At 67.8% G+C, this 18199-nt stretch carries 21 protein-coding genes; 7 read left to right on the forward strand and 14 right to left on the reverse strand.

Annotated features, from left to right (window positions below; translation table 11 throughout):
- On the reverse strand, nt 1-213 hold a 213-nt coding region (locus tag AHIS1636_RS02170), incomplete at its 3' end, for an ATP-binding cassette domain-containing protein (protein WP_264794182.1).
- Between the two features lie 162 nt (nt 214-375).
- Here AHIS1636_RS02170 and AHIS1636_RS02175 point away from each other — a divergent pair.
- From AHIS1636_RS02175 to ypfJ, 4 genes are read left to right on the forward strand one after another with little or no spacing between them, the layout of a single operon-like run.
- A complete protein-coding gene (locus AHIS1636_RS02175) occupies nt 376-1071 on the forward strand; it encodes a biotin transporter BioY (RefSeq protein WP_264794183.1) in 696 nt (231 codons plus the stop codon).
- A 2-nt stretch (nt 1072-1073) separates the two neighbouring features.
- Complete coding sequence (locus tag AHIS1636_RS02180) at nt 1074-1784, forward strand: energy-coupling factor ABC transporter ATP-binding protein (RefSeq protein WP_264794184.1); 711 nt, start codon at nt 1074-1076, stop codon at nt 1782-1784.
- Complete coding sequence (locus tag AHIS1636_RS02185) at nt 1785-2411, forward strand: energy-coupling factor transporter transmembrane component T family protein (protein WP_264794185.1); 627 nt, start codon at nt 1785-1787, stop codon at nt 2409-2411.
- A gap of 34 nt (nt 2412-2445) precedes the next feature.
- Nucleotides 2446-3345: a KPN_02809 family neutral zinc metallopeptidase gene (gene ypfJ / locus AHIS1636_RS02190; protein ID WP_264794186.1), complete on the forward strand. Its 900-nt coding sequence runs from the start codon at nt 2446-2448 to the stop codon at nt 3343-3345.
- Here the strand turns inward: ypfJ and AHIS1636_RS02195 are convergent.
- From AHIS1636_RS02195 to AHIS1636_RS02225, 7 genes are all read right to left on the reverse strand, one after another.
- On the reverse strand, nt 3342-4082 hold the full coding sequence (locus AHIS1636_RS02195) for a Pr6Pr family membrane protein (protein WP_264794187.1): 741 nt from the start codon (nt 4080-4082) through the stop codon (nt 3342-3344). The two genes, ypfJ and AHIS1636_RS02195, sit on opposite strands and share 4 nt — an antisense overlap.
- Before the next feature lie 124 nt (nt 4083-4206).
- Nucleotides 4207-4536 (reverse strand): metal-sulfur cluster assembly factor, encoded by a 330-nt coding sequence (locus tag AHIS1636_RS02200; RefSeq protein WP_262104433.1) that lies wholly within the window; start codon nt 4534-4536, stop codon nt 4207-4209.
- 2 nt (nt 4537-4538) lie between these two features.
- Nucleotides 4539-5303, reverse strand: coding sequence for a Fe-S cluster assembly ATPase SufC (gene sufC / locus AHIS1636_RS02205; RefSeq protein ID WP_264794188.1), 765 nt, complete (start codon nt 5301-5303; stop codon nt 4539-4541).
- 68 nt (nt 5304-5371) lie between these two features.
- Nucleotides 5372-5731, reverse strand: coding sequence for a non-heme iron oxygenase ferredoxin subunit (locus AHIS1636_RS02210; RefSeq protein WP_264794189.1), 360 nt, complete (start codon nt 5729-5731; stop codon nt 5372-5374).
- A complete protein-coding gene (gene sufD, locus AHIS1636_RS02215) occupies nt 5731-7014 on the reverse strand; it encodes a Fe-S cluster assembly protein SufD (RefSeq protein WP_264794190.1) in 1284 nt (427 codons plus the stop codon). Before sufD ends, AHIS1636_RS02210 begins: the two co-directional genes overlap by 1 nt.
- On the reverse strand, nt 7014-8498 hold the full coding sequence (gene sufB / locus AHIS1636_RS02220; RefSeq protein WP_264794191.1) for a Fe-S cluster assembly protein SufB: 1485 nt from the start codon (nt 8496-8498) through the stop codon (nt 7014-7016). Before sufB ends, sufD begins: the two co-directional genes overlap by 1 nt.
- Nucleotides 8498-9277 carry a helix-turn-helix transcriptional regulator gene (locus AHIS1636_RS02225; RefSeq protein WP_264794192.1) on the reverse strand — a complete coding sequence of 260 codons (780 nt, stop codon included), beginning with the start codon at nt 9275-9277 and terminating at the stop codon, nt 8498-8500. Before AHIS1636_RS02225 ends, sufB begins: the two co-directional genes overlap by 1 nt.
- 103 nt (nt 9278-9380) lie before the next feature.
- On the opposite strand from AHIS1636_RS02225, the gene AHIS1636_RS02230 reads away from it, so the two are divergent.
- The 3 genes from AHIS1636_RS02230 to AHIS1636_RS02240 are packed head-to-tail and all read left to right on the forward strand — an operon-like array spanning nt 9381 to nt 12041.
- Nucleotides 9381-10337: an ABC transporter ATP-binding protein gene (locus tag AHIS1636_RS02230; protein ID WP_264794193.1), complete on the forward strand. Its 957-nt coding sequence runs from the start codon at nt 9381-9383 to the stop codon at nt 10335-10337.
- Nucleotides 10334-11077 carry an ABC transporter permease gene (locus AHIS1636_RS02235; protein WP_264794194.1) on the forward strand — a complete coding sequence of 248 codons (744 nt, stop codon included), beginning with the start codon at nt 10334-10336 and terminating at the stop codon, nt 11075-11077. Before AHIS1636_RS02230 ends, AHIS1636_RS02235 begins: the two co-directional genes overlap by 4 nt.
- A 4-nt stretch (nt 11078-11081) precedes the next feature.
- On the forward strand, nt 11082-12041 hold the full coding sequence (locus tag AHIS1636_RS02240; RefSeq protein WP_264794195.1) for a COX15/CtaA family protein: 960 nt from the start codon (nt 11082-11084) through the stop codon (nt 12039-12041).
- A gap of 52 nt (nt 12042-12093) precedes the next feature.
- Here the strand turns inward: AHIS1636_RS02240 and AHIS1636_RS02245 are convergent, their stop codons facing one another.
- From AHIS1636_RS02245 to AHIS1636_RS02270, 6 genes are all read right to left on the reverse strand, one after another.
- Entirely contained in the window at nt 12094-12846 is a 753-nt protein-coding gene (locus tag AHIS1636_RS02245; RefSeq protein ID WP_264794196.1) for an SDR family oxidoreductase, read from the reverse strand.
- A 19-nt stretch (nt 12847-12865) separates the two neighbouring features.
- The gene (locus AHIS1636_RS02250; protein WP_264794383.1) at nt 12866-13645 is read right to left on the reverse strand and encodes an SDR family NAD(P)-dependent oxidoreductase; all 780 of its coding nucleotides are present in this window, start codon (nt 13643-13645) and stop codon (nt 12866-12868) included.
- Nucleotides 13646-13692: 47 nt separating this feature from the next.
- Entirely contained in the window at nt 13693-15030 is a 1338-nt protein-coding gene (locus tag AHIS1636_RS02255; RefSeq protein ID WP_264794197.1) for an MFS transporter, read from the reverse strand.
- 29 nt (nt 15031-15059) lie between these two features.
- The gene (locus AHIS1636_RS02260) at nt 15060-15947 is read right to left on the reverse strand and encodes a polysaccharide deacetylase family protein (protein WP_264794198.1); all 888 of its coding nucleotides are present in this window, start codon (nt 15945-15947) and stop codon (nt 15060-15062) included.
- Between the two features lie 30 nt (nt 15948-15977).
- Nucleotides 15978-16946 carry an asparaginase gene (locus tag AHIS1636_RS02265; protein ID WP_264794199.1) on the reverse strand — a complete coding sequence of 323 codons (969 nt, stop codon included), beginning with the start codon at nt 16944-16946 and terminating at the stop codon, nt 15978-15980.
- Nucleotides 16947-17121: 175 nt separating this feature from the next.
- A complete protein-coding gene (locus tag AHIS1636_RS02270) occupies nt 17122-18087 on the reverse strand; it encodes a heme o synthase (protein WP_264794200.1) in 966 nt (321 codons plus the stop codon).
- Nucleotides 18088-18199: the final 112 nt, after the last annotated feature.

Below are 18199 nucleotides of genomic sequence, written 5' to 3' on the forward strand. Positions count from 1 at the left end.
CGGATCCTGCGGCAGGTAGCCGACTTCGCCGTTGCGGGTCACCTGGCCGGCGGCCGGAATGCCCTCGCCCGCCAGCACCCTCGTCAGGGTGGTCTTGCCGGCACCGTTGCGGCCGACCAGCCCGATCTTGTCCCCCTTGTCCACCCGGAAGGACACCGCCTCCATGAGCAAACGCGCTCCGGCTCGCAGCTCAAGTTCGCTGACGGTAATCACAGATGGGACCTCTCGATGGGGATGGGGGCCGGAATGGGCCCCATCCATTCTACGGGCCCCCTGGTCTTAGTCGGAAACCTACAAGACCCCGCGGGCCTGCAGGGGCTATTGTCTGTGTGAATCACCGGCCGTTTGTGCCGGATCGACAGAAGGAATCCCACCATGCCCGCTTCGGAAGACATCCGGCACTCCCCTTCGGCAGAGTCAGGACCGGCACGGCCCGGAACGGCGGCGCCGGATCCGGTGTCCATCCCGGCACCGCCCGCCGTCGGCAAGGGTCGCCGCTCCTGGACCGGCACCGACCTCGCGCTGATCGCCGTTTTCGCCGCCCTCACGGCCGCCTCGGTCGCCGTACCGCCCATCCCGGCCGGCAATATCCTCGGCGTGCCGATCACCCTGCAGACCATGATCGTGGCCCTGGCGGGCCTGGTCCTGGGCGCCTCGCGTGCCGCGGCGGCCGTCGGACTGTACGTCCTGCTCGGCCTGGTCGGGCTGCCCATCTTCGCCGGCTTCCAGGGCGGACTCGGCGTGCTGGCAGCGGGCTCGGCCGGCTACCTGCTGTCCTTCCCCTTCACCGCGGCCCTGGTCGGTTTCCTCGCCGGCATCATCCTCCGTCGAAGCTCCAAGGTTGGCACCGTGACCACGGTGCTGCTCTTCCTGGCCGCAACCGCCGGCACGCTGCTGACCCATGCCATGGGCGTGGCCGGCATGATGCTCAACGGCCAGCTGGCGCTGCCGGCGGCGCTCGTAGCCGACCTTCCCTTCATCCCCGGCGACCTCGCCAAGAACGCCGTGGCGGCCGCGATCGCCCTGAGCCTGCACAAGGCCTTCCCCGACCTGCTGCGCCGGAAGCGTTGAGCATGATCCGGTTCCGGAGCGTGCGGGTGCTGGGCGACAGGGCGGGCGAGACGCCGGCCGCGCCCATCCTGAGCGTGCCAGAACTGGAGCTGACGGAGGACCGGATCAGCGTGATCGGGGCCAACGGCTCCGGAAAGTCGACGCTGCTGAAGCTCATCAACGGGCTCGTGGTCCCGGACGAAGGAGCCGTGGACGTGGACGGCCTCGGCACCGCCTCGGACGGGGCCGCCGTCCGGCGCCGGGTGGCCTTCGTTTTCACGGACCCGCTGTCCCAGCTGGTCATGCCGACCCCGCTGGAAGACGCCGAGTTGTCCCTGCGCCGGAAGTACCGCAAACGGACCGAGCGGCGCGCTGCCGCCTTGTCGCTGCTCGAGGACTTCGGGCTTGCGCACTTGGCGGACCAGAGCATCTACCAGCTCTCCGGTGGAGAACGCCAGCTCGCGGCGTTGGCCAGCGTGCTCGCCGTCGACCCCGCTGTGCTCGTGCTGGATGAGCCCTCCACGCTGCTGGACCTGCGCAACACAATGCTGCTGCGCCGCCGGCTCGCCGCGCTGCCACAGCAGCTGGTCACCGCAACCCATGACCTGGAGCTTGCACAGGACAGCGTCCGCACCCTGGTGGTGGACCAAGGCCGGATCGTGTACGACGGCGAGCCGGCGGCCGCCGTGTCCTTCTACCGTGAGCTGAGCGCCCACGTCGCGGGGAGCGGCTGAATGCGCGGCCACGCCCATTTGGTCAGCGCCTACGTACCCGGCAGCAGCTGGCTCCACCGGGCACCGCTCGCGCTGAAGTTCGGACTCCTCGTGGCCGCAGGGGTGGCCGTGCTGGCCCTCCCCGGACCGAGGCCGCGCGCCGTGGTGCTTGCCGCCGTCGTTATGGTCCACCTGGCGGCGGGCCTGCCCGCCCGCCGGCTGGTGGCGCCGCTGCGCAGCATGTGGCTGTTCCTGCTGGTGGTGCTCGGGTACCGCTGGTGGGTTGACTCGCTCCCCGCAGCGCTGGGCGTCGCGGCCGGGCTCCTCGCGTGCATCTACGCCGCCAACCTGTTGACGTCCACCACGGAGGTCCAGCGGCTGCTGGACGGCCTGGTCGCGGCGGTCACGCCGCTGCGGCGTTTCGGTGCGGACCCCGAGCGCTTCGCGCTGACCATCGGGCTGATGCTGCGCAGCATCCCGTTCCTGCTCGGCTCCCTGCACGATGTCCGGGACGCGGCGCGGGCCCGGGGCCTCGGGACGTCGCCGCGGGCCATCGTGCAGCCGGTCCTGATCGGCGCCGTGGCGTACGCCCGGCAGACCGGCGACGCCCTGGCCGCGCGTGGGCTCGGCGAAAAGGCCATGGACTGACCCGCCGGACGGGACCGGACGCTATTGTTAGCGCATGAGTTTCAATCAGGGCTCGCGGCTTGACACGTCCCAGGTTTCGGACCGGCGCGGCGGCATGGGCGGGAAGATTGCCATCGGCGGCGGAGGGCTGATCCTGCTGATTGCCAGCCTGCTCGGCGTCCCGCCCGAGCTGCTGCAGAGCCTCACCGGCGCCGCCCCGACGTCGGAGCAGGTGGCCACCGACGGCCAGGAACTCAGGCAGGAATGCGAGACCGGGGCCGATGCGAATGCGCGGCGCGATTGCCGGGTTGTCGCCACGGTCAACAGCCTCAACCGCTATTGGGGCGAGGCGCTCCCCCGCTACAACCTGCAGTATCCGGTTCCCGCTGCCGTGCTGTTCGACGGACAGGTCAGCACCGGCTGCGGCAGCGCCACCAGCGCCGTCGGACCGTTCTACTGTCCGCGGGATTCCACCGCCTACTTCGATGTCGGCTTCTTCGACCAGCTCACGGACCAGCTCGGCGCCGCCGAGGGACCGCTGGCCGAGGAATACGTTGTGGCCCACGAGTTCGGGCACCACATCCAGAACCTGACCGGGGTTCTGGACTACTCGCAGCAGGACCCGCAGGGCCAGGGCTCCGGGGCCGTCCGCGTGGAGCTGCAGGCAGACTGCTACGCGGGAGTCTGGGCGGGCAACGCCACCGAGCAGATGGATCCGGCTACGGGCGAGCCGTTCATGCAGCCCCTGACCAGCCAGGACCTGAGCGACGCGCTCTCCGCGGCCTCTGCCGTCGGCGATGACCGGATCCAGTCGGCCAGCAGCGGGCAGGTCAACCCGCACACCTGGACCCACGGCTCCAGCGAGCAGCGCCAGGCATGGTTCTCGCAGGGCTACGAAAGCCGGGATCCGGGCGCCTGCGACACCTTCAACGCCGCCAATCTGGACCGGCCCTAGAGGTTGCGGTCCTCCACCTCTGCCCGCGCCTCATCGCCGAAGCCGGGCAGGTAGCCATCCGGCTCGCGGCCCATCGCGAGGTCGAGCGCCAGGAAGACGAATCCCGCGCCGAGCCAGAGCAGCAGGACCAGCACGCTGTTGACCAGGACCGGACCGATGCCTGCCAGGCCTACGTCGAGCAGCGGGTAGGGATACCAGGACGTGGCCGCGCCGCGGATCAGCGTACCGAGGAGCCATGCGGCGGGATACACGAGGGACCAGAGGACCCGCAGCGGCGTGATCCTGGGCCGCGGCCCGAAGATCAGCCAGCCGACAATGACCATGATGGGCACCGCGTAGTGCAGGAGCCGGTCCGCGAAGACCGCCGTGGGGTTCAGGGCGGCAAAGGCCGGCACGCCGCGGAAGGGCGTGAACTGGAGCAGGAGCAGCAGCGATGTCCCGGCCAGCGTGATAACGCGGACCGCGCGCCAGACGGGTCCCCCGGCGCGGGCGGGCTCCATGAGGAGGCTGAGCGAGACGATGAAGACGAGGGCGTTGAGGTGGAGGCTGGCCGACGCGAGGAAGTTCCACCAGGTGTGGGCCGGGGCCACCGCCTGCGCCGGCGATTCCCCGGTGGCCATGATCTGCAGGACCAGCCCGAGGACCGCCATCAGGGCCGTTGCGCCGTGGAACAGGCGCGCCGCGGTTTCCTCGTTGTAACGTCCGGCGGCCGGGCCGGCAAGGGTTGGTTCTGCCATGCCTCGATGCTAGCGCCAATTACGACGGCGGCGGGCGGCACGGGCGGTTAAAGCAGTGGTTGCCGGCCCCTGGCCGGGACCGGCAACCACAGCAGCCGCACAGGGCAGCTGGATGTTAGGGCAGCTAGATGTTGAAACCGAGGGCACGCATCTGGTCGCGGCCGTCGTCCGTGATTTTCTCCGGACCCCACGGCGGCATCCAGACCCAGTTCAGGCGCCATTCGTCGACGACGCCGTCAAGCGCCTTGCCGGTCTGCTCTTCGATGACGTCCGTCAGCGGGCAGGCCGCGGTGGTGAGCGTCATGTCGATCAGCAGCGCGCCATCCTCGGCGTACTTGAGGCCGTACAGAAGCCCGAGGTCAACGACATTGACGCCGAGTTCGGGGTCGATGACGTCCTTCAGGGCCTCTTCGACGTCCTCCAGCGAGGTGCGGGAAGCGTTGGTTTCGGTCATGATCAGGCCTTTGCAGCGGTAGGCAGGAAGCGGTCGTAGCCTTCCTCTTCCAGCCGGTCCGCGAGTTCGGGGCCGCCCTCTTCGGCGATCTTGCCGTCGACGAAGACGTGCACAAAGTCGGGCTTGATGTAGCGCAGGATCCGCGTGTAGTGGGTGATGAGCAGGGTGCCCAGGCCGCCGGCCTCGTGGACCCGGTTGTGGCCTTCGGAGACGACCTTGAGGGCGTCGACGTCGAGGCCGGAGTCGGTTTCGTCCATGATGGCGAACTTCGGCTTGAAGAGCTCGAGCTGCAGGATCTCGACGCGCTTCTTCTCGCCGCCGGAGAAGCCCTCGTTGACGTTGCGCTGGGCGAAGTCCGCGTCGATGCGCAGCTGGCTCATCGCTTCCTTGACGTCCTTGGTCCAGGTGCGCAGCTTCGGAGCCTCGCCGTCCAGGGCGGTCTTGGCGGTGCGCAGGAAGTTGGTCATCGTCACGCCGGGGACCTCGACCGGGTACTGCATGGCGAGGAAGAGGCCGGCACGGGCGCGCTCGTCCACGCTCATCTCCAGGACGTCCTCGCCGTCCAGGGTGATGGAGCCGGAGTCCACGGTGTAGCGGGGGTGGCCTGCGATGGTGGAAGCCAGCGTGGACTTGCCGGAGCCGTTCGGGCCCATGATCGCGTGGATCTCGCCGGTGTTGATGGTGAGGGAAACGCCCTTGAGGATTTCCTTCTTGCCCTGCTCAGTCTCGATGCTGACGTGGAGGTCCTTGATGTCCAGAGTCGACATATTCTCTGCTTTCTCCTGTGCGGTCGCCGTTATCGCCAGACGGCCGCTTCGTGAAGTTGTTGAAATTCTTAGTGCAAGTCCGGAGCGCCGGCTCCGTTGATGACGGTCGCGACGTCGACGTACACGTCGTCGCCGTCGACCGTCAGCGCAAACACCGGGACGGGGTCATACGCCGGCAGGCTCAGGGGCTGGCCGCTGCGCAGGTCGAACTGGGAACCGTGGCCCCAGCATTCGATCGTGCAGTCCTCGACGTCGCCTTCCGAGAGCGAGTAGTCCTCGTGCGAGCACGTGTCCCCCAGCGCATGGAGTTCGCCGTCGGAATCGCGCACGACCGCCACCGGATAATCGTCGATCAGGATGCGCAGCGCCTGCTTGACCTGCACTTCGGAAGCCTTGCAGACGAGCTTTCCCCGCGGTGTTTCCGCCATCAGAGGTTCCCTGCCGCCAGTTCCCGCTCGACGGCCTCGGTCAGCCGCTCCTCCAGCTCCGGAACCCGGATCTGCTGGATGATTTCGTTGAGGAAGCCGCGGACCACCAGGCGGCGGGCTTCATCCTCGGGGATGCCGCGGGCCATCAGGTAGAACAGGTGCTCGTCGTCGAACCGTCCGGTGGTGCTGGCATGGCCGGCACCCTCGATCAGGCCGGTCTCGATCTCCAGGTTCGGCACGGAGTCGGCGCGTGCGCCGTCCGTCAGGACCAGGTTGCGGTTGGCCTCGTAGCTGTCGGTGCCCTCGGCCTCCTTGCGGATCAGGACGTCGCCCACCCAGACGGTGTGCGCGGCCTCGCCCTGCAGCGCGCCCTTGTACAGCACGCGCGACTTGCAGTTCGGCACCGCGTGGTCGACGAACAGCCGCTGCTCCAGGTGCTGCCCAGCGTCGGCGAAGTAGAGGCCGAAGAGCTCGACGTCGCCGCCCGGCTGGCTGAACCGCGCCGACGGAGTCACGCGGACCAGGTCGCCGCCGAGGCTGACGGCCACGTGCTTGAACTTCGCATCGCGGCCGATCTTGGCCTGCTGCGACGAGGCGTGCACGGCGTCGTCGTTCCATTCCTGGACGGAGACCACGGTGAGCTCGGCGCCGTCGCGGACGTCGATCTCGACGTTCTGCGACACCGTTGTGGTGCCCTTGTGGTCGAGGACGACGACGGCCTTGGAGAAGCGCTCGGCGACGATCACCAGGTGCTGGGCCGAAGCCTCGGTGCCCGTGCCTTCAATCGCGACGACGACGCCGGTCTCCAGTTCCGTTTCGGCCGGAATGGTCAGCACGGTGGCCTCGGTGAAGGCCTCCCAGGCTGCCGCGGACACCCGGTCCTCGGGAATGCCGGCGCTGCCGATGCGGGCGTCGCTGCGGTCCACGGTCTCCACCTTCACGGCGGACGGGGCTTCACTGCCTTCCGGACCGGTGACGGTCACGGTCGGGGCGGCACCCGTGAGTGCCTCCGTGTGCAGGCCGCGGAGGCGCTTCAGCGGGGTGAACCGCCAATCCTCCTCGCGCCCGGTCAGCTGCGGGAAATCGGCCAGCTGGTAGGAGGTGCGGCGTCCGGCGCGGGAGCTGTCCGGAACGCCGACGCCGCCGCCGTGGCTGTGGCCCTTGGTGCTGGCACCGGCGAGCGGCCCCTGGCCGGCGTTGACCGGCGAGAGGTCCTCGCCTTCCTCGGAGAACCCGTCGATGGCCGGAGCACCGATGCGTGCTTTCTCAGTGGTCTCAGTCATTAACCTACGGATCCTTCCATCTGCAGTTCGATCAGGCGGTTGAGCTCGAGTGCGTATTCCATCGGCAGCTCGCGGGCGATGGGTTCGACGAACCCGCGCACGATCATGGCCATGGCCTCGTCCTCGGGCATGCCGCGGGACATCAGGTAGAAGAGCTGCTCTTCGCTGACGCGGGAAACCGTCGCCTCATGCCCCATGGTCACGTCGTCCTGCCGGACGTCGATGTAGGGGTAGGTGTCGGAGCGCGAGATCGTGTCCACCAGCAGGGCGTCGCACACCACGCTGTTCTTGGAGTTCTTCGCGTTCTCCCGGACCTGGACGAGGCCGCGGTACGCAGCCCGCCCGCCGCCGCGCGCCACCGACTTGGAAACGATGGAGCTGGAGGTGTTCGGGGCGATGTGGACCATCTTGGACCCGGTGTCCTGGTGCTGGCCTGCGCCTGCGAACGCGATGGAAAGGGTCTCGCCCTTGGCGTGCTCGCCGGTCAGGTACACGGCCGGGTACTTCATGGTGACCTTGGAGCCGATGTTGCCGTCGACCCACTCCATGGTCGCGCCTTCATGGGCGACGGCGCGCTTGGTCACCAGGTTGTAGACGTTGTTCGACCAGTTCTGGATCGTCGTGTAGCGGACGCGGGCGCCCTTCTTCACGACGATTTCGACGACGGCCGAGTGCAGCGAGTCCGAGGTGTAGATCGGCGCGGTGCAGCCTTCGATGTAATGGACGTACGAATCCTCGTCCGCGATGATGAGCGTGCGCTCGAACTGGCCCATGTTCTCCGTGTTGATGCGGAAGTAGGCCTGCAGCGGGATCTCGACGTGGACGCCCTTCGGGACGTACACGAAGGAGCCGCCGGACCACACGGCAGTGTTCAGGGAGGCGAACTTGTTGTCGCCCACCGGGATCACGGAGCCGAAGTATTCCTCGAAGATCTCCGGGTGTTCCTTGAGTGCGGTGTCGGTGTCCAGGAAGATGACGCCCTGGGCTTCCAGGTCCTCGCGGATCTGGTGGTAGACCACCTCTGACTCGTACTGGGCGGCGACGCCGGAAACGAGGCGGCTCCGCTCGGCCTCGGGGATGCCGAGCTTCTCGTAGGTGTTCCGGATGTCCTCGGGCAGGTCCTCCCACGAGGCGGCCTGCTTCTCCGTCGAGCGGACGAAGTACTTGATGTTGTCGAAGTCGATCCCGGAGAGGTCCGCACCCCACGTCGGCATGGGCTTGCGGTCGAAGTACTTCAGGCCCTTGAGGCGGAGATCCAGCATCCATTCCGGCTCGTTCTTCTTAGCCGAAATATCCCGGACGACTTCCTCGTTCAGGCCGCGGCGCGCGTTGGCGCCCGCATCGTTCTTATCCGCCCAACCGAACGCGTAGTTCCCGATGCCATGCAGCTCGGGGTTCTTCTCAAGGATCTCGGAAATGGTGGTGTCGGAGACATCGGTGTTGCCGACGGCATCCTTCACGCCCTGATCCACTTGGTCCGTCATTACGGCCTCTCCTGCAGATTGATGGATACTCTTCTGGTGCCTGGCGCCGGCTCGGAATTCCGAACCGCAGACCTTGTTCGCCCCACGGGAATGTGGGTCGTACAGACGTGGCCCCCGCTCGAGAGGGTGGACAGGCGGCGCACATCCACTCCGAGCAGTCGGGCAAAAACTTCGGTTTCGCTGTCGCAGAAAGCGGGGAACTCCGCCGCGAGCTGCTGGATCGGGCAGTGCCCCTGGCACAGCTGCACTGCCAGCATGGTGCTGTGCGGCGACTTCTGGCCAACCACGGTGGTCGAGCCGACGAAGCCGTCTTCGCTCAAGGCCTTGGCCAGCGCCTCGGCCTTCGCCTCGATCTCCGGCCCTGCCGCCTCGACGACGGGGCGGTAGCGTTGTTCCATGTCGGCGTAGCGCCGCCGGGCGAAGGCCGCCACGGCTTCCTCGCCGGCCGCCTCGGACAGCGCGTTGAGGGCGTCGCGGGCGATCACCAGGTAGTCATCGCCGAGCTTCGACTGGCCCTGCCGGCTGAGCACATAGCGGCGGGCGGGACGCCCTGCCCCGGTGGCCGAGTTGGTGACCAGCTTGATCTCGATCAGGCCGGCGCGTGAGAGCGCATCCAGGTGCCGCCGGACCGCCGCGGGCGTGAAGCCCAGGATCTCGCCCAGCTCAGCGGCGCTGACCGGGCCGTGCTCCAAAACGGCGTGCAGGACCTTGTCCCGCGTGCGCTCCTCGGTTTCCGCCGCCTGGGCGCGCGAAGAGGGAGGGTTGGTCATGGAATACACAACACAATCATGACTTAATCTCTTCCCGCCCTCCAGTAAGGCGCCCCTTAGCGCGGGCCGGAAAGGCCGCGGCGGGTGCCTCTACGTCGCGTAGAATGTTCTGGTGCCTCATTCCGATCCCTGCCTCGACATCCAGGGGCTCGTCAAAGATCTTGGGCCGGTCGCGGCGCTGGACGGCAAGATGGTCCGCGTAATCGACGGCGTGCACCTGCGCGCCTTCCCGGGCCAGGTTACCGCGCTGCTCGGTGCCAACGGGGCCGGCAAGACGACCACGCTCGAGTGTGCCCAGGGCCTGACCCGGCCCAACGGCGGCAGCGTCCGGCTCCTCGGCAAGGATCCTTTCGAAGCCGGAGCCGGCCTGCGCAGCCGCGTCGGAGTCATGCTGCAGGAAGGCGGCCTGCCCCAGGCCATCCGGCCCGTTCCGCTGCTGCGCCACGTGGCCGGCATGTACAGCAGGCCGCGCAGCGTCGACGACCTCGTCGAGCGGCTGGGCATCCACCACTTCTCCAACACCCCGATCCGCCGCCTCTCCGGCGGCCAAAAACAGCGGGTCGCCCTCGCCGCGGCGCTGGTCGGAGACCCCGAAGTCCTGTTCCTGGACGAGCCCAGCGCCGGCCTCGACCCGCAGTCCCGCGCAGTGGTCTTCGACCTGATCCAGGAGCTGCGTGCCGAGGGACTGGGCATCATCCTCACCACGCACCTTATGGACGACGCGCAGCGCCTGGCGGACTACGTCTTCATTATCGACGCCGGCAAGACAGTCGCCCACGGAACCGTCGCGGAACTGACGAAGGCCACGGACGAAAGCGCCGGCGTCGAACGCCTCCTGACGTTCGACGCCCGCCCCGGGCTGGACCTGGCCGAACTGCGGGCCCTGCCCCTCGAAGTGCACGAGGCCGTGCCCGGACGCTACACCGTGACCGGGGCACTGGCGCCGGAGCATCTGGTGCGGCTGGCGCAGTTCTGGGCCGCGCACGGCGTGATGCCGGCGGCGATCCACATGGCGCCGCGTTCACTGGAAGACGTCTTCCTCGACATTTCCGGAAAGGAGCTGCGGTGAACGCCCCCGCCCCGCTGCTGCGCCGTGTCCTGCTGCAGGGCCGCTACGAGACGGTGGCCATGCTGCGCAACGGCGAACAGCTGCTCATCGCGGTGATCCTGCCGCTGATGGCGCTGGTCGGCCTCTCCATCACACCCCTGCTCGACGAGTTCACCGACAGCCGGATCGACATGGCGGCGCCGGGCGTGCTGGCCCTGTGCGCCGTGTCTACCGGGCTCACCGGCCAGGGCATCGCCACCGGCTTCGACCGCCGCTACGGCGTCCTGCGCTTCCTGTCCACCACTCCCCTCGGCCAAAGCGGGCTGATCCTCGGCAAGGTCATCGCGGTCCTCACGGTGCTGGCCATCCAGACCGTGGTGATCTCCACCGTGGCGCTGCTGCTGGGCTGGCACCCGGCGCCGGCCGGCATCGCCCCCGCGCTCGTGCAGCTGGTGCTCGGCGCCGGCGCATTCACCTCCCTCGGCCTGCTGATTGCGGGCACGGTGCGGCCCGAAGCGACACTTGCCATCACCAACCTGCTGTGGGTGCTGCTGGCGGCCGCCGGCGGCATCCTGTTCCCGATCGCCAGCTGGCCGGACGTGTACGAGCCGGCGGCCCACCTGCTGCCTTCCACCGCCCTGGGCGACGCGCTGCGCAGCGCGCTCATGCAGGCCGAATTCAACCTCACCGCCTCAATTGTTCTGCTGGTTTGGACCGTCGTGGCCAGCCTGGCAGCCATCCGCTGGTTCAAATGGAGCTGACACTATGACCGGAACACCACACGCCCAGCGACGGGAGACCGGCGGACTGCCGCAGCGGCTTCCGCTGGAACCCAACAAGACCGTCCGGTCCCTGGCCGTGGCGTCGCTGGTCTCGGAAATCCTCATCGTGGTGACGGGCGGCGCCGTCCGGCTGACCTCCTCCGGCCTCGGCTGCCCGACCTGGCCCAAGTGCACCCCTGAGTCCCTGCATGCCACCGCGGAAATGGGCATCCACGGCGCCATCGAATTCGGCAACCGGCTGCTGACCTTCGTGCTAGTGGCAATCGCCTTCGCGATGCTGGTCTCGGTCTGGCGGATGGCAAAGCAGCGGAAGGACCTCTTCCGGCTGTCCATCGCGCTCCTGGCCGGCATTCCCGCGCAGGCCGTGATCGGCGGGATCACCGTCTGGACGCACCTGAACCCGTGGGTCGTCGGATGCCATTTCGTCGTCTCGATGTCCATGGTCACCCTGGCCACCCTGCTGGTCCACCGCGCGTGGCTGGACAACGAGCGCGCCTCCACCGTGGTGCAGCGGTTCACGACGTCGACCGTGCGCCAATTGCTGTGGGCCCTCGCCGTCCTGAGCGGGCTGGCGATCCTCCTCGGCGTCATGGTGACCGGATCCGGCCCCCATGCCGGGGACGCGATGGCCCCGCGCAACAATCTCCATCCGGACCTGATCACCCGCGTCCACGTCCTGCCCGTGTACCTGCTCGTCGCCACCACCGTGGTGCTGCTGGTGATGGCCTACCGCAACCCCCGCTTCGTCCCGCTGCGCCGCCCGCTGCTGCTTTTCGCCGCCGTGGTCGCGCTGCAGGCTGTCATCGGCTACTGGCAGCACTTCACCGGCCTCCCCATCCTGCTGGTGGGTCTGCACATGCTCGGGGCGTCGCTGCTCGCCGCCGCCTGCGCCCACGTCGTCTACGTAGGCGTCACCCGGCAGCCGGCGGCCCTCCGGCACTAACGAAACCGCCCGCCCCGCAGCGTCGCCCGGCGGCGGAGAGGTGCCGGCGGGGCTACGGCATCACGTCACCGCTGTTAGGCCCCAGGGTCTGCCCGGTGTACAGATCTCCACCGGGCGAAGACGCCAGCAGCAGGGCGGTGGGCGCCACCTCGCGTGCCTGTCCGAAGCGGCCGATGGGCAGCTCTGCCTGCTTGGACGCCTTCCACTCTTCAGAGAGTCCGTCGATCAGCGGAGTAAAGATCGGCCCCGGCGCTATCGCATTGACCAGGATCTTGTGCGCAGCCAGCTCCAGTGCCATGGCCTTGGTCATGCCGATCACTCCGGCTTTGGCAGCCACGTAGTGCGTCAAACCGACCCCGCCCTTGAGCCCCAGCTGGGACGCGATGTTGATGATCCTTCCGCCGCCGCGCTCCACCATGTGCGGCGCAGCCCAGCGCGCAGCAAGGAACACGCCCTTCAGGTCCACGGCGAGGGTCCTGTCGAACGTCGCTTCGCTCATTTCCAGCAGCGGCGTTTCGTCGAGGATGCCGGCGGCGCTGACCAGGATGTCGATGCCGCCGAACCGGTCGGCGACATCGTCCATCGCGTTCCTCACGGCCTCGCCGTCGGTGACGTCCACAGTGAGGGCCGCGGTACGGCCGGCGAAGGCACCGGCTTCCTCCGCGACCGCCGAGGCGTTCCGTTCGTCCCGGTCGAGCACCGCGACATCGGCGCCCTCCTGGGCGAAGAGCAGCGCGATGGCTGCACCGATTCCGCTGCCTCCGCCGGTAATGGCCGCGACCTTGCCTTCGAGCTGTCGTCCCATCGCAAGTCCTTTTCGAAATTCAGCTTGGCCAGCGGACGGTCAGTCCGCCGTCGACCGTGAGCTGCTGTCCGGTGACGTAGGCAGAGTCGTCGCTGGTCAGGAAGCGGATCGCGCGGGCGGCTTCGTCGACGTTGCCCACGCGGCCCCAGGGGATGATGTTGCCGGCGGCGTCGAGGCCGGCCCGCCCCAGCGAATTGACCGGATCCAGGGATTGCGGGCTCTCGATGAGGCCCGGGATGATGGCGTTGACCCGGATCCGCCGCGGTGCCAGCTCCACCGCCAGCGAACGGCACAGGCCGAGCAGCCCGGCCTTCGCCGCGGCGTAGTGGCTGTGCTCTTCCCAGCCATAGACGCCGCCGGCGATCGACGAGGTGGCCACCATCGCCCCGCCGCGGTCCATCCGCGCGCTGCAGGAGCGGAAGACGCGCAGTACGCCCGAGAGGTCGACGGACATCATGTCGTCCCAGGCCTGATCGGTCATCTCGGCCAGGGCCGCGCGGCGCAGGATACCGGCGGCGGCTACCGAGATGTCTAACCGCTCGAACTCATCGAGCGCGGCCTGCGCGAGGTGCTCCGTGTCCTCGAAACGGCGCACGTCCATGGGAACGGCCAGGCACTGGCCTCCGGCTTCCTCCACGGCGCGAACGGTATCGGTTGCGTCGTGGGGATCCGAAGGCAGGTATCCGATCACGCTGTGGGCACCGGCACGGGCGTAAGCTACGGCCAGTGCCCGGCCGATTCCGCTGCCGCCGCCGGAGATGACAGCGACCTTGCCCTCCAGTCCGTCGTCGCGGTCCAGGCGGCCGGCCCGCCCTTTGCCGTGGTCGCGGTTGGCGCCGCCGGAGGTCATGCGATCACCGTCGTCTTCTGATGGGCGTCGTGGATGGTGCGTGTCCCGGCCATGCACAGTGCGGAGATGAACAGCCCGCCCGTCCCGGTGATGATTGCCGCCCAGCCCGTCCCGACGCCCGCGGCGAGCAGGATGCTGAGCAGGCCGGAGCCGGCGATGCCGCCGACGGGTGCCATCACGTGGGCCACGTTGGTGCCCATGCCGCGCACGTGGGCGGGGAAGGACTCGCCCATGTAGAACAGGAGCGCCGCATAGGGGCCGGTGAGGAAGAAGAGCGTCAGCGCGTACAGGGGGATGATGACTGCCGGGATGCCCGGGCCCAGCAGCATGACCAGGCTGACGATGCCGCCCGCAAGCCAGCCGAGGACGACCGTGCGTTTCCGGGTGATTTTGTCCCCGAGCCAGCCGTGGAAGACGTAGCCAACGAACCCCACGGCATTGGCCAGGACCAGGATAACCAGCGCGTTGTCGAAGGAGACTCCCTTGGCGTCGACCAGGATGGTGGTGCCGAGGACCGAGAAGACCATGATGGAGATCCAGTTGAAGAACCAGGAGAGGGCCAGCAGGGTGGTGTGGCGGCGCAGCTGCGGGGTGAAGACATCCTTGACACCGGTGGCATGGTGCGCGGCCTCCTCGAGGTCGTGTTCGGCGGCGAGCCGGTGGGCGCCTTCGACGTCGCCGCCGGCGCGCCGGCGTTTGACTTCCTGCATGGCGGCGAAGGTGGGTGATTCCGGCAGCCGGAGGGCCAGCGCCACCACGACCAGGGACAGGACGGCGGCCACCACGAAGGTCCAGCGCCAGCCGATGAGCGGGAGCAGCAGGGCCGAAAGGCCTGCCGAAATCAGCGCGCCGACCGGCCAGCCGCCCTGTACGAGGGAGTACATCAGGCCGCGGCTCTTGGCCTCTTTGTAAATCTCGTTCAAATAGACCGCGTTGACGACTTCCTCTGACATTGAGAAACCGGTGAAGGAACGGATGATGACGAGGCTTACGGCCCCGACCGCAAGTCCGGTCAGGCCGGAAGCCAGTGCCCCGCCGAGCATGAGGACTATGAGGGCTTTCTTGCGGCCCATCCGGTCGAGAATCGTGCCCACGAGCAGGGAGACGATGAAGACGCCGATCGTGGCGAAGGTGTTGATCGCAGTGGATTGGGCGGTTGTCCAGCCGAAATCCTCGGCGATGACGGGCAGCAGGGTGCCGAAGAGCGTGTAGTCATAGACCGACGCCACCCAGGCAATGAAGCAGACAATCGAGACGTGGGTGATCGTCTTCTTGGTGATCTTGACGTTCCACGGCTCAACGGAGCGGCCGTGGGGGAGATTTGGCGTTGACATGGCTGTTGCTTTCGTTGGCGCCAGGACCTTCACGTGTCCTGGCGGGGGTGGCGCGCCGCGAAGTCCCGGGCGAGGTCTTCCATGACGGCGAACTCGACGCCGTCGTGCTGCTGGATGTGGTCGAACAGCCGTTCAAGCATGAGCAGGTTCTGCGGCTTGCCGGACACATCGGGATGGATAGTGATGGGAAAGACGGCGTAGTCCATCTCGCGGTGGACCCAGTCGAACTGGTCCTTCCAAAGCTGCTCGATGTCCCGGGGGCTGACGAAGCCGTGGCTGTTGGGACTGGACTTGATGAACATCATCGGCGGCAGGTCGTCGAGGTACCACGAGGCCGGGATCTCGATGAGGTCGGTCTCCCGGCCCCGGACCAGCGGCTTCATCCACTCCCGGGCGGACTCGGCGCCGTAGTCGATCTTGGTCCAGCTGTCGCCGACCCGCACGTAGTAGGGGGTGAAGTCGTCGTGCATGAGGGAATGGTCGTAGAGGAACCCGCGCTCAAGCAGGATCTCGTTGGTCACCGGAGAAAACTCCCACCAGGGAGCCACGTAGCCTACCGGCTTGCGTCCGGACCGCTGCTCGATGAGGCTAGTGCAGTAGTCAAGGACTTCGGTCTCCTGCTTCCTTGTCATTGCGATGGGGTTTTCGTGGCTGTACCCGTGCACCCCGATTTCGTGGCCGGCGGCCACGACGGCGTCGAACTGCTCCGGAAAGGATTCGACCGAGTGGCCCGGCCAGAACCAGGTCACCGGCATCTCCCTGCGCTGGGCGAGCTGAAGCAGGCGGGGCACGCCGACCTCACCGGCGAACAGGCCGCGGGAGATGTCCCCCGGGGAGTCCTCTCCGCCGTACGAGCCGAGCCAGCCGCCGACGGCGTCGACGTCGATGCCGACCGAGACGTAGATCTTCTTGGACATTGGTGTCTCCTCTACTGGCGGTGGATTTACTTAGAGGTAGGCGTCGAAGACTCCGGGGAATTCTTCCGGCGGCGTGCCTTGGGAGAGAAGGACGGCGGCGAGGATCCGTGCCTGGAAAGGGTTGAGGTCCAGTGAAGGGACGGCACCTGCCGCAACCAAATCGATGCCGCCGCCGTTGCCGTAGGTGGGGACCACCGGCCCCCATGTCGCCCGGGTGCTGAGCACGACAATGCAGCCGCGGTCTGTCGCCTGCTTGACAGCTTCGGCGAACCCCGGTCCCGCGTTGCCGACTCCGGTACCGGCCAGAACCACGGCGTGGCTCCCGAGCTGCACGGCGTGGTCCAGCAGGGCCGGTGTCGCGCCCGGGTATGCGGTGACGATTTCCACCCGGGTGTCATCAAACGCGGCAGTAAGCGGTGGCAGGGCCGGGCACCGGCGGGGCATCGCCGTGACCACGAGCCTTCCGCCTGCCATGTGGGCTACCTCGGTGCCGCCGCCGAACGGACTGTCCGCGGTGGTGTGGACCTTGCGGGCGCCGCGGGCGGAACGGACGGTTCCATTGAAACTGATGAGCGCTCCGGCCCCCCGCAAGTGCTCGTCGGCCGCCGCCCTCACCGCTTCCGCGACGTTGCGCGGGCCGTCCGTGTCCGGACTGTCTGCGGTGCGCTGCGCACCCGTGACGACAACGGGCTTCGCGGACGCGTGCAGCAGGTCGAGCAGGAAGGTCGTTTCCTCAAGAGTGTCGGTACCGTGGGTGACCACCACGCCATCGGTACCTGGGTCGGAAACGGCCTGCTCGACAGCCTCGGCTATCCTTCGCAGGTCGGCCAGGTCCAGCCTGTAGCTGCCTGTGGTCAGGACATCGCGTGCGCTAACCGTGACATCGCGGTGAGGGGCGGGAACCAGGGCCGACGACGTATCGGTAGCGACAGCTCCCCCTGAGCCGTGGCTGCGCGAGGCAATAGTGCCGCCGGTGCCCAACAGCTGGATGCGGGCCACCGTACGCCTCCTTTACGAGAGGGGCAGGTTCCTGGGCGCAGGCCGCCTCGGCATGCAGGCGGCACCGGTTCCCAAATATGACGCACATCATACCAAGAAAAGTAAGTGAGCTTCCTATTGCAGGCTGGAAACCGTTTCCGCCGCCGGCGCGAGGGGCCGGGACGGGGCCTTTCGGCTAGAAGCCGGCAAAGACCGGGCCGCCTACGAACGGGTCGACAGCCAGCGCGAGGAAGAGCACCGTCAGGTAGCTGATGGAGCCGTGGAAGACGCGCATGGCGCTCCTGTTGGTCTCCGCCGGGGTCTCGGTGCCGCGCTTGGCGAGGTTGTACAGCCGGTGGGACTCGTACACGAAATACCCGCCGCTGAGCAGGGCGGCGATGGTGTAGATCCAGCCCGCCCCGCCGACGGGCGCGAGCAGCAGGGAGCAGGCCAGCGTCGCCCAGGCGTAGAGGACCACCTGGACCGAGACCTGCCGCGCGCTGGCGATGGCCCCGAGCATCGGCACGTTGGCGGCGTTGTAGTCGTCGCTGTACTTCATCGACAGCGGCCAGTAATGCGGCGGCGTCCAGAGGAAGATCACCATGAACAGGATGATCGCCGGCCACGCGACGGTCTCGGTGACGGCCGCCCAGGCGATCAGCACCGGGAAACAGCCCGCGGCACCGCCCCACACGATGTTCTGCGCGGTGCGGCGCTTGAGGATCAGCGTGTAGATGACGACGTAGAAGAAGATGGCGCCCACGCCCAGCATGCCGGCGAGCGGGTTCGCCCCGAACCAGAGGATCAGGATGGACAGGATCCCCAGTGCCCAGGAAAAGACCAGCGCCTCGCGGGGCGTAACCTCGCCCGTGACCAGGGGCCGGTTTTCCGTCCGGTGCATGAGCTTGTCCATGTCCCGGTCGATGTAGCAGTTGAAGGACCCGGCCGACCCGGCCGCGAGGGCGCCGCCGATCATGGTGGCTGCAATGAGGCCAAGGCTCGGGAACCCGCCGGCAGCGAAGATCATGGTGGGCAGCGTGGTGACCAGCAGGAGTTCCATCACGCGCGGTTTGGTGAGCGCTACGTAGGCCTTGACTTTACGTCCGAAGCCGGTCTTGACGGGTGCGTCAGCTACCTGTTCCGGAGCGCTCAGGATCTTCAAGGAAAAACCACACAGTTCTGCTGGGATGAACGGGACTCAGTGCGGCCCTTGCCGGGCCTAGCACCGGCCCGGGCCCGTGAGGGCGCACCGGAGCCAAGGTGCCCCTCCATCA

Origin of the sequence: Arthrobacter mangrovi (assembly GCF_026011795.1) — a bacterium.
Taxonomy (GTDB): domain Bacteria; phylum Actinomycetota; class Actinomycetes; order Actinomycetales; family Micrococcaceae; genus Crystallibacter; species Crystallibacter mangrovi.

Excerpts from the sequence above, each read along its gene's own strand:
- AHIS1636_RS02175 (WP_264794183.1), top strand. The coding sequence starts at position 376 with ATGCCCGCTTCGGAAGACATCCGGCACTCCCCTTCGGCAGAGTCAGGA.
- AHIS1636_RS02180 (WP_264794184.1), top strand. The coding sequence starts at position 1,074 with ATGATCCGGTTCCGGAGCGTGCGGGTGCTGGGCGACAGGGCGGGCGAG.
- AHIS1636_RS02185 (WP_264794185.1), top strand. The coding sequence starts at position 1,785 with ATGCGCGGCCACGCCCATTTGGTCAGCGCCTACGTACCCGGCAGCAGC.
- ypfJ (WP_264794186.1), top strand. The coding sequence starts at position 2,446 with ATGAGTTTCAATCAGGGCTCGCGGCTTGACACGTCCCAGGTTTCGGAC.
- AHIS1636_RS02195 (WP_264794187.1), bottom strand. The coding sequence starts at position 4,082 with ATGGCAGAACCAACCCTTGCCGGCCCGGCCGCCGGACGTTACAACGAG.
- AHIS1636_RS02200 (WP_262104433.1), bottom strand. The coding sequence starts at position 4,536 with ATGACCGAAACCAACGCTTCCCGCACCTCGCTGGAGGACGTCGAAGAG.
- sufC (WP_264794188.1), bottom strand. The coding sequence starts at position 5,303 with ATGTCGACTCTGGACATCAAGGACCTCCACGTCAGCATCGAGACTGAG.
- AHIS1636_RS02210 (WP_264794189.1), bottom strand. The coding sequence starts at position 5,731 with ATGGCGGAAACACCGCGGGGAAAGCTCGTCTGCAAGGCTTCCGAAGTG.
- sufD (WP_264794190.1), bottom strand. The coding sequence starts at position 7,014 with ATGACTGAGACCACTGAGAAAGCACGCATCGGTGCTCCGGCCATCGAC.
- sufB (WP_264794191.1), bottom strand. The coding sequence starts at position 8,498 with ATGACGGACCAAGTGGATCAGGGCGTGAAGGATGCCGTCGGCAACACC.
- AHIS1636_RS02240 (WP_264794195.1), top strand. The coding sequence starts at position 11,082 with ATGACCGGAACACCACACGCCCAGCGACGGGAGACCGGCGGACTGCCG.
- AHIS1636_RS02245 (WP_264794196.1), bottom strand. The coding sequence starts at position 12,846 with ATGGGACGACAGCTCGAAGGCAAGGTCGCGGCCATTACCGGCGGAGGC.
- AHIS1636_RS02255 (WP_264794197.1), bottom strand. The coding sequence starts at position 15,030 with ATGTCAACGCCAAATCTCCCCCACGGCCGCTCCGTTGAGCCGTGGAAC.
- AHIS1636_RS02260 (WP_264794198.1), bottom strand. The coding sequence starts at position 15,947 with ATGTCCAAGAAGATCTACGTCTCGGTCGGCATCGACGTCGACGCCGTC.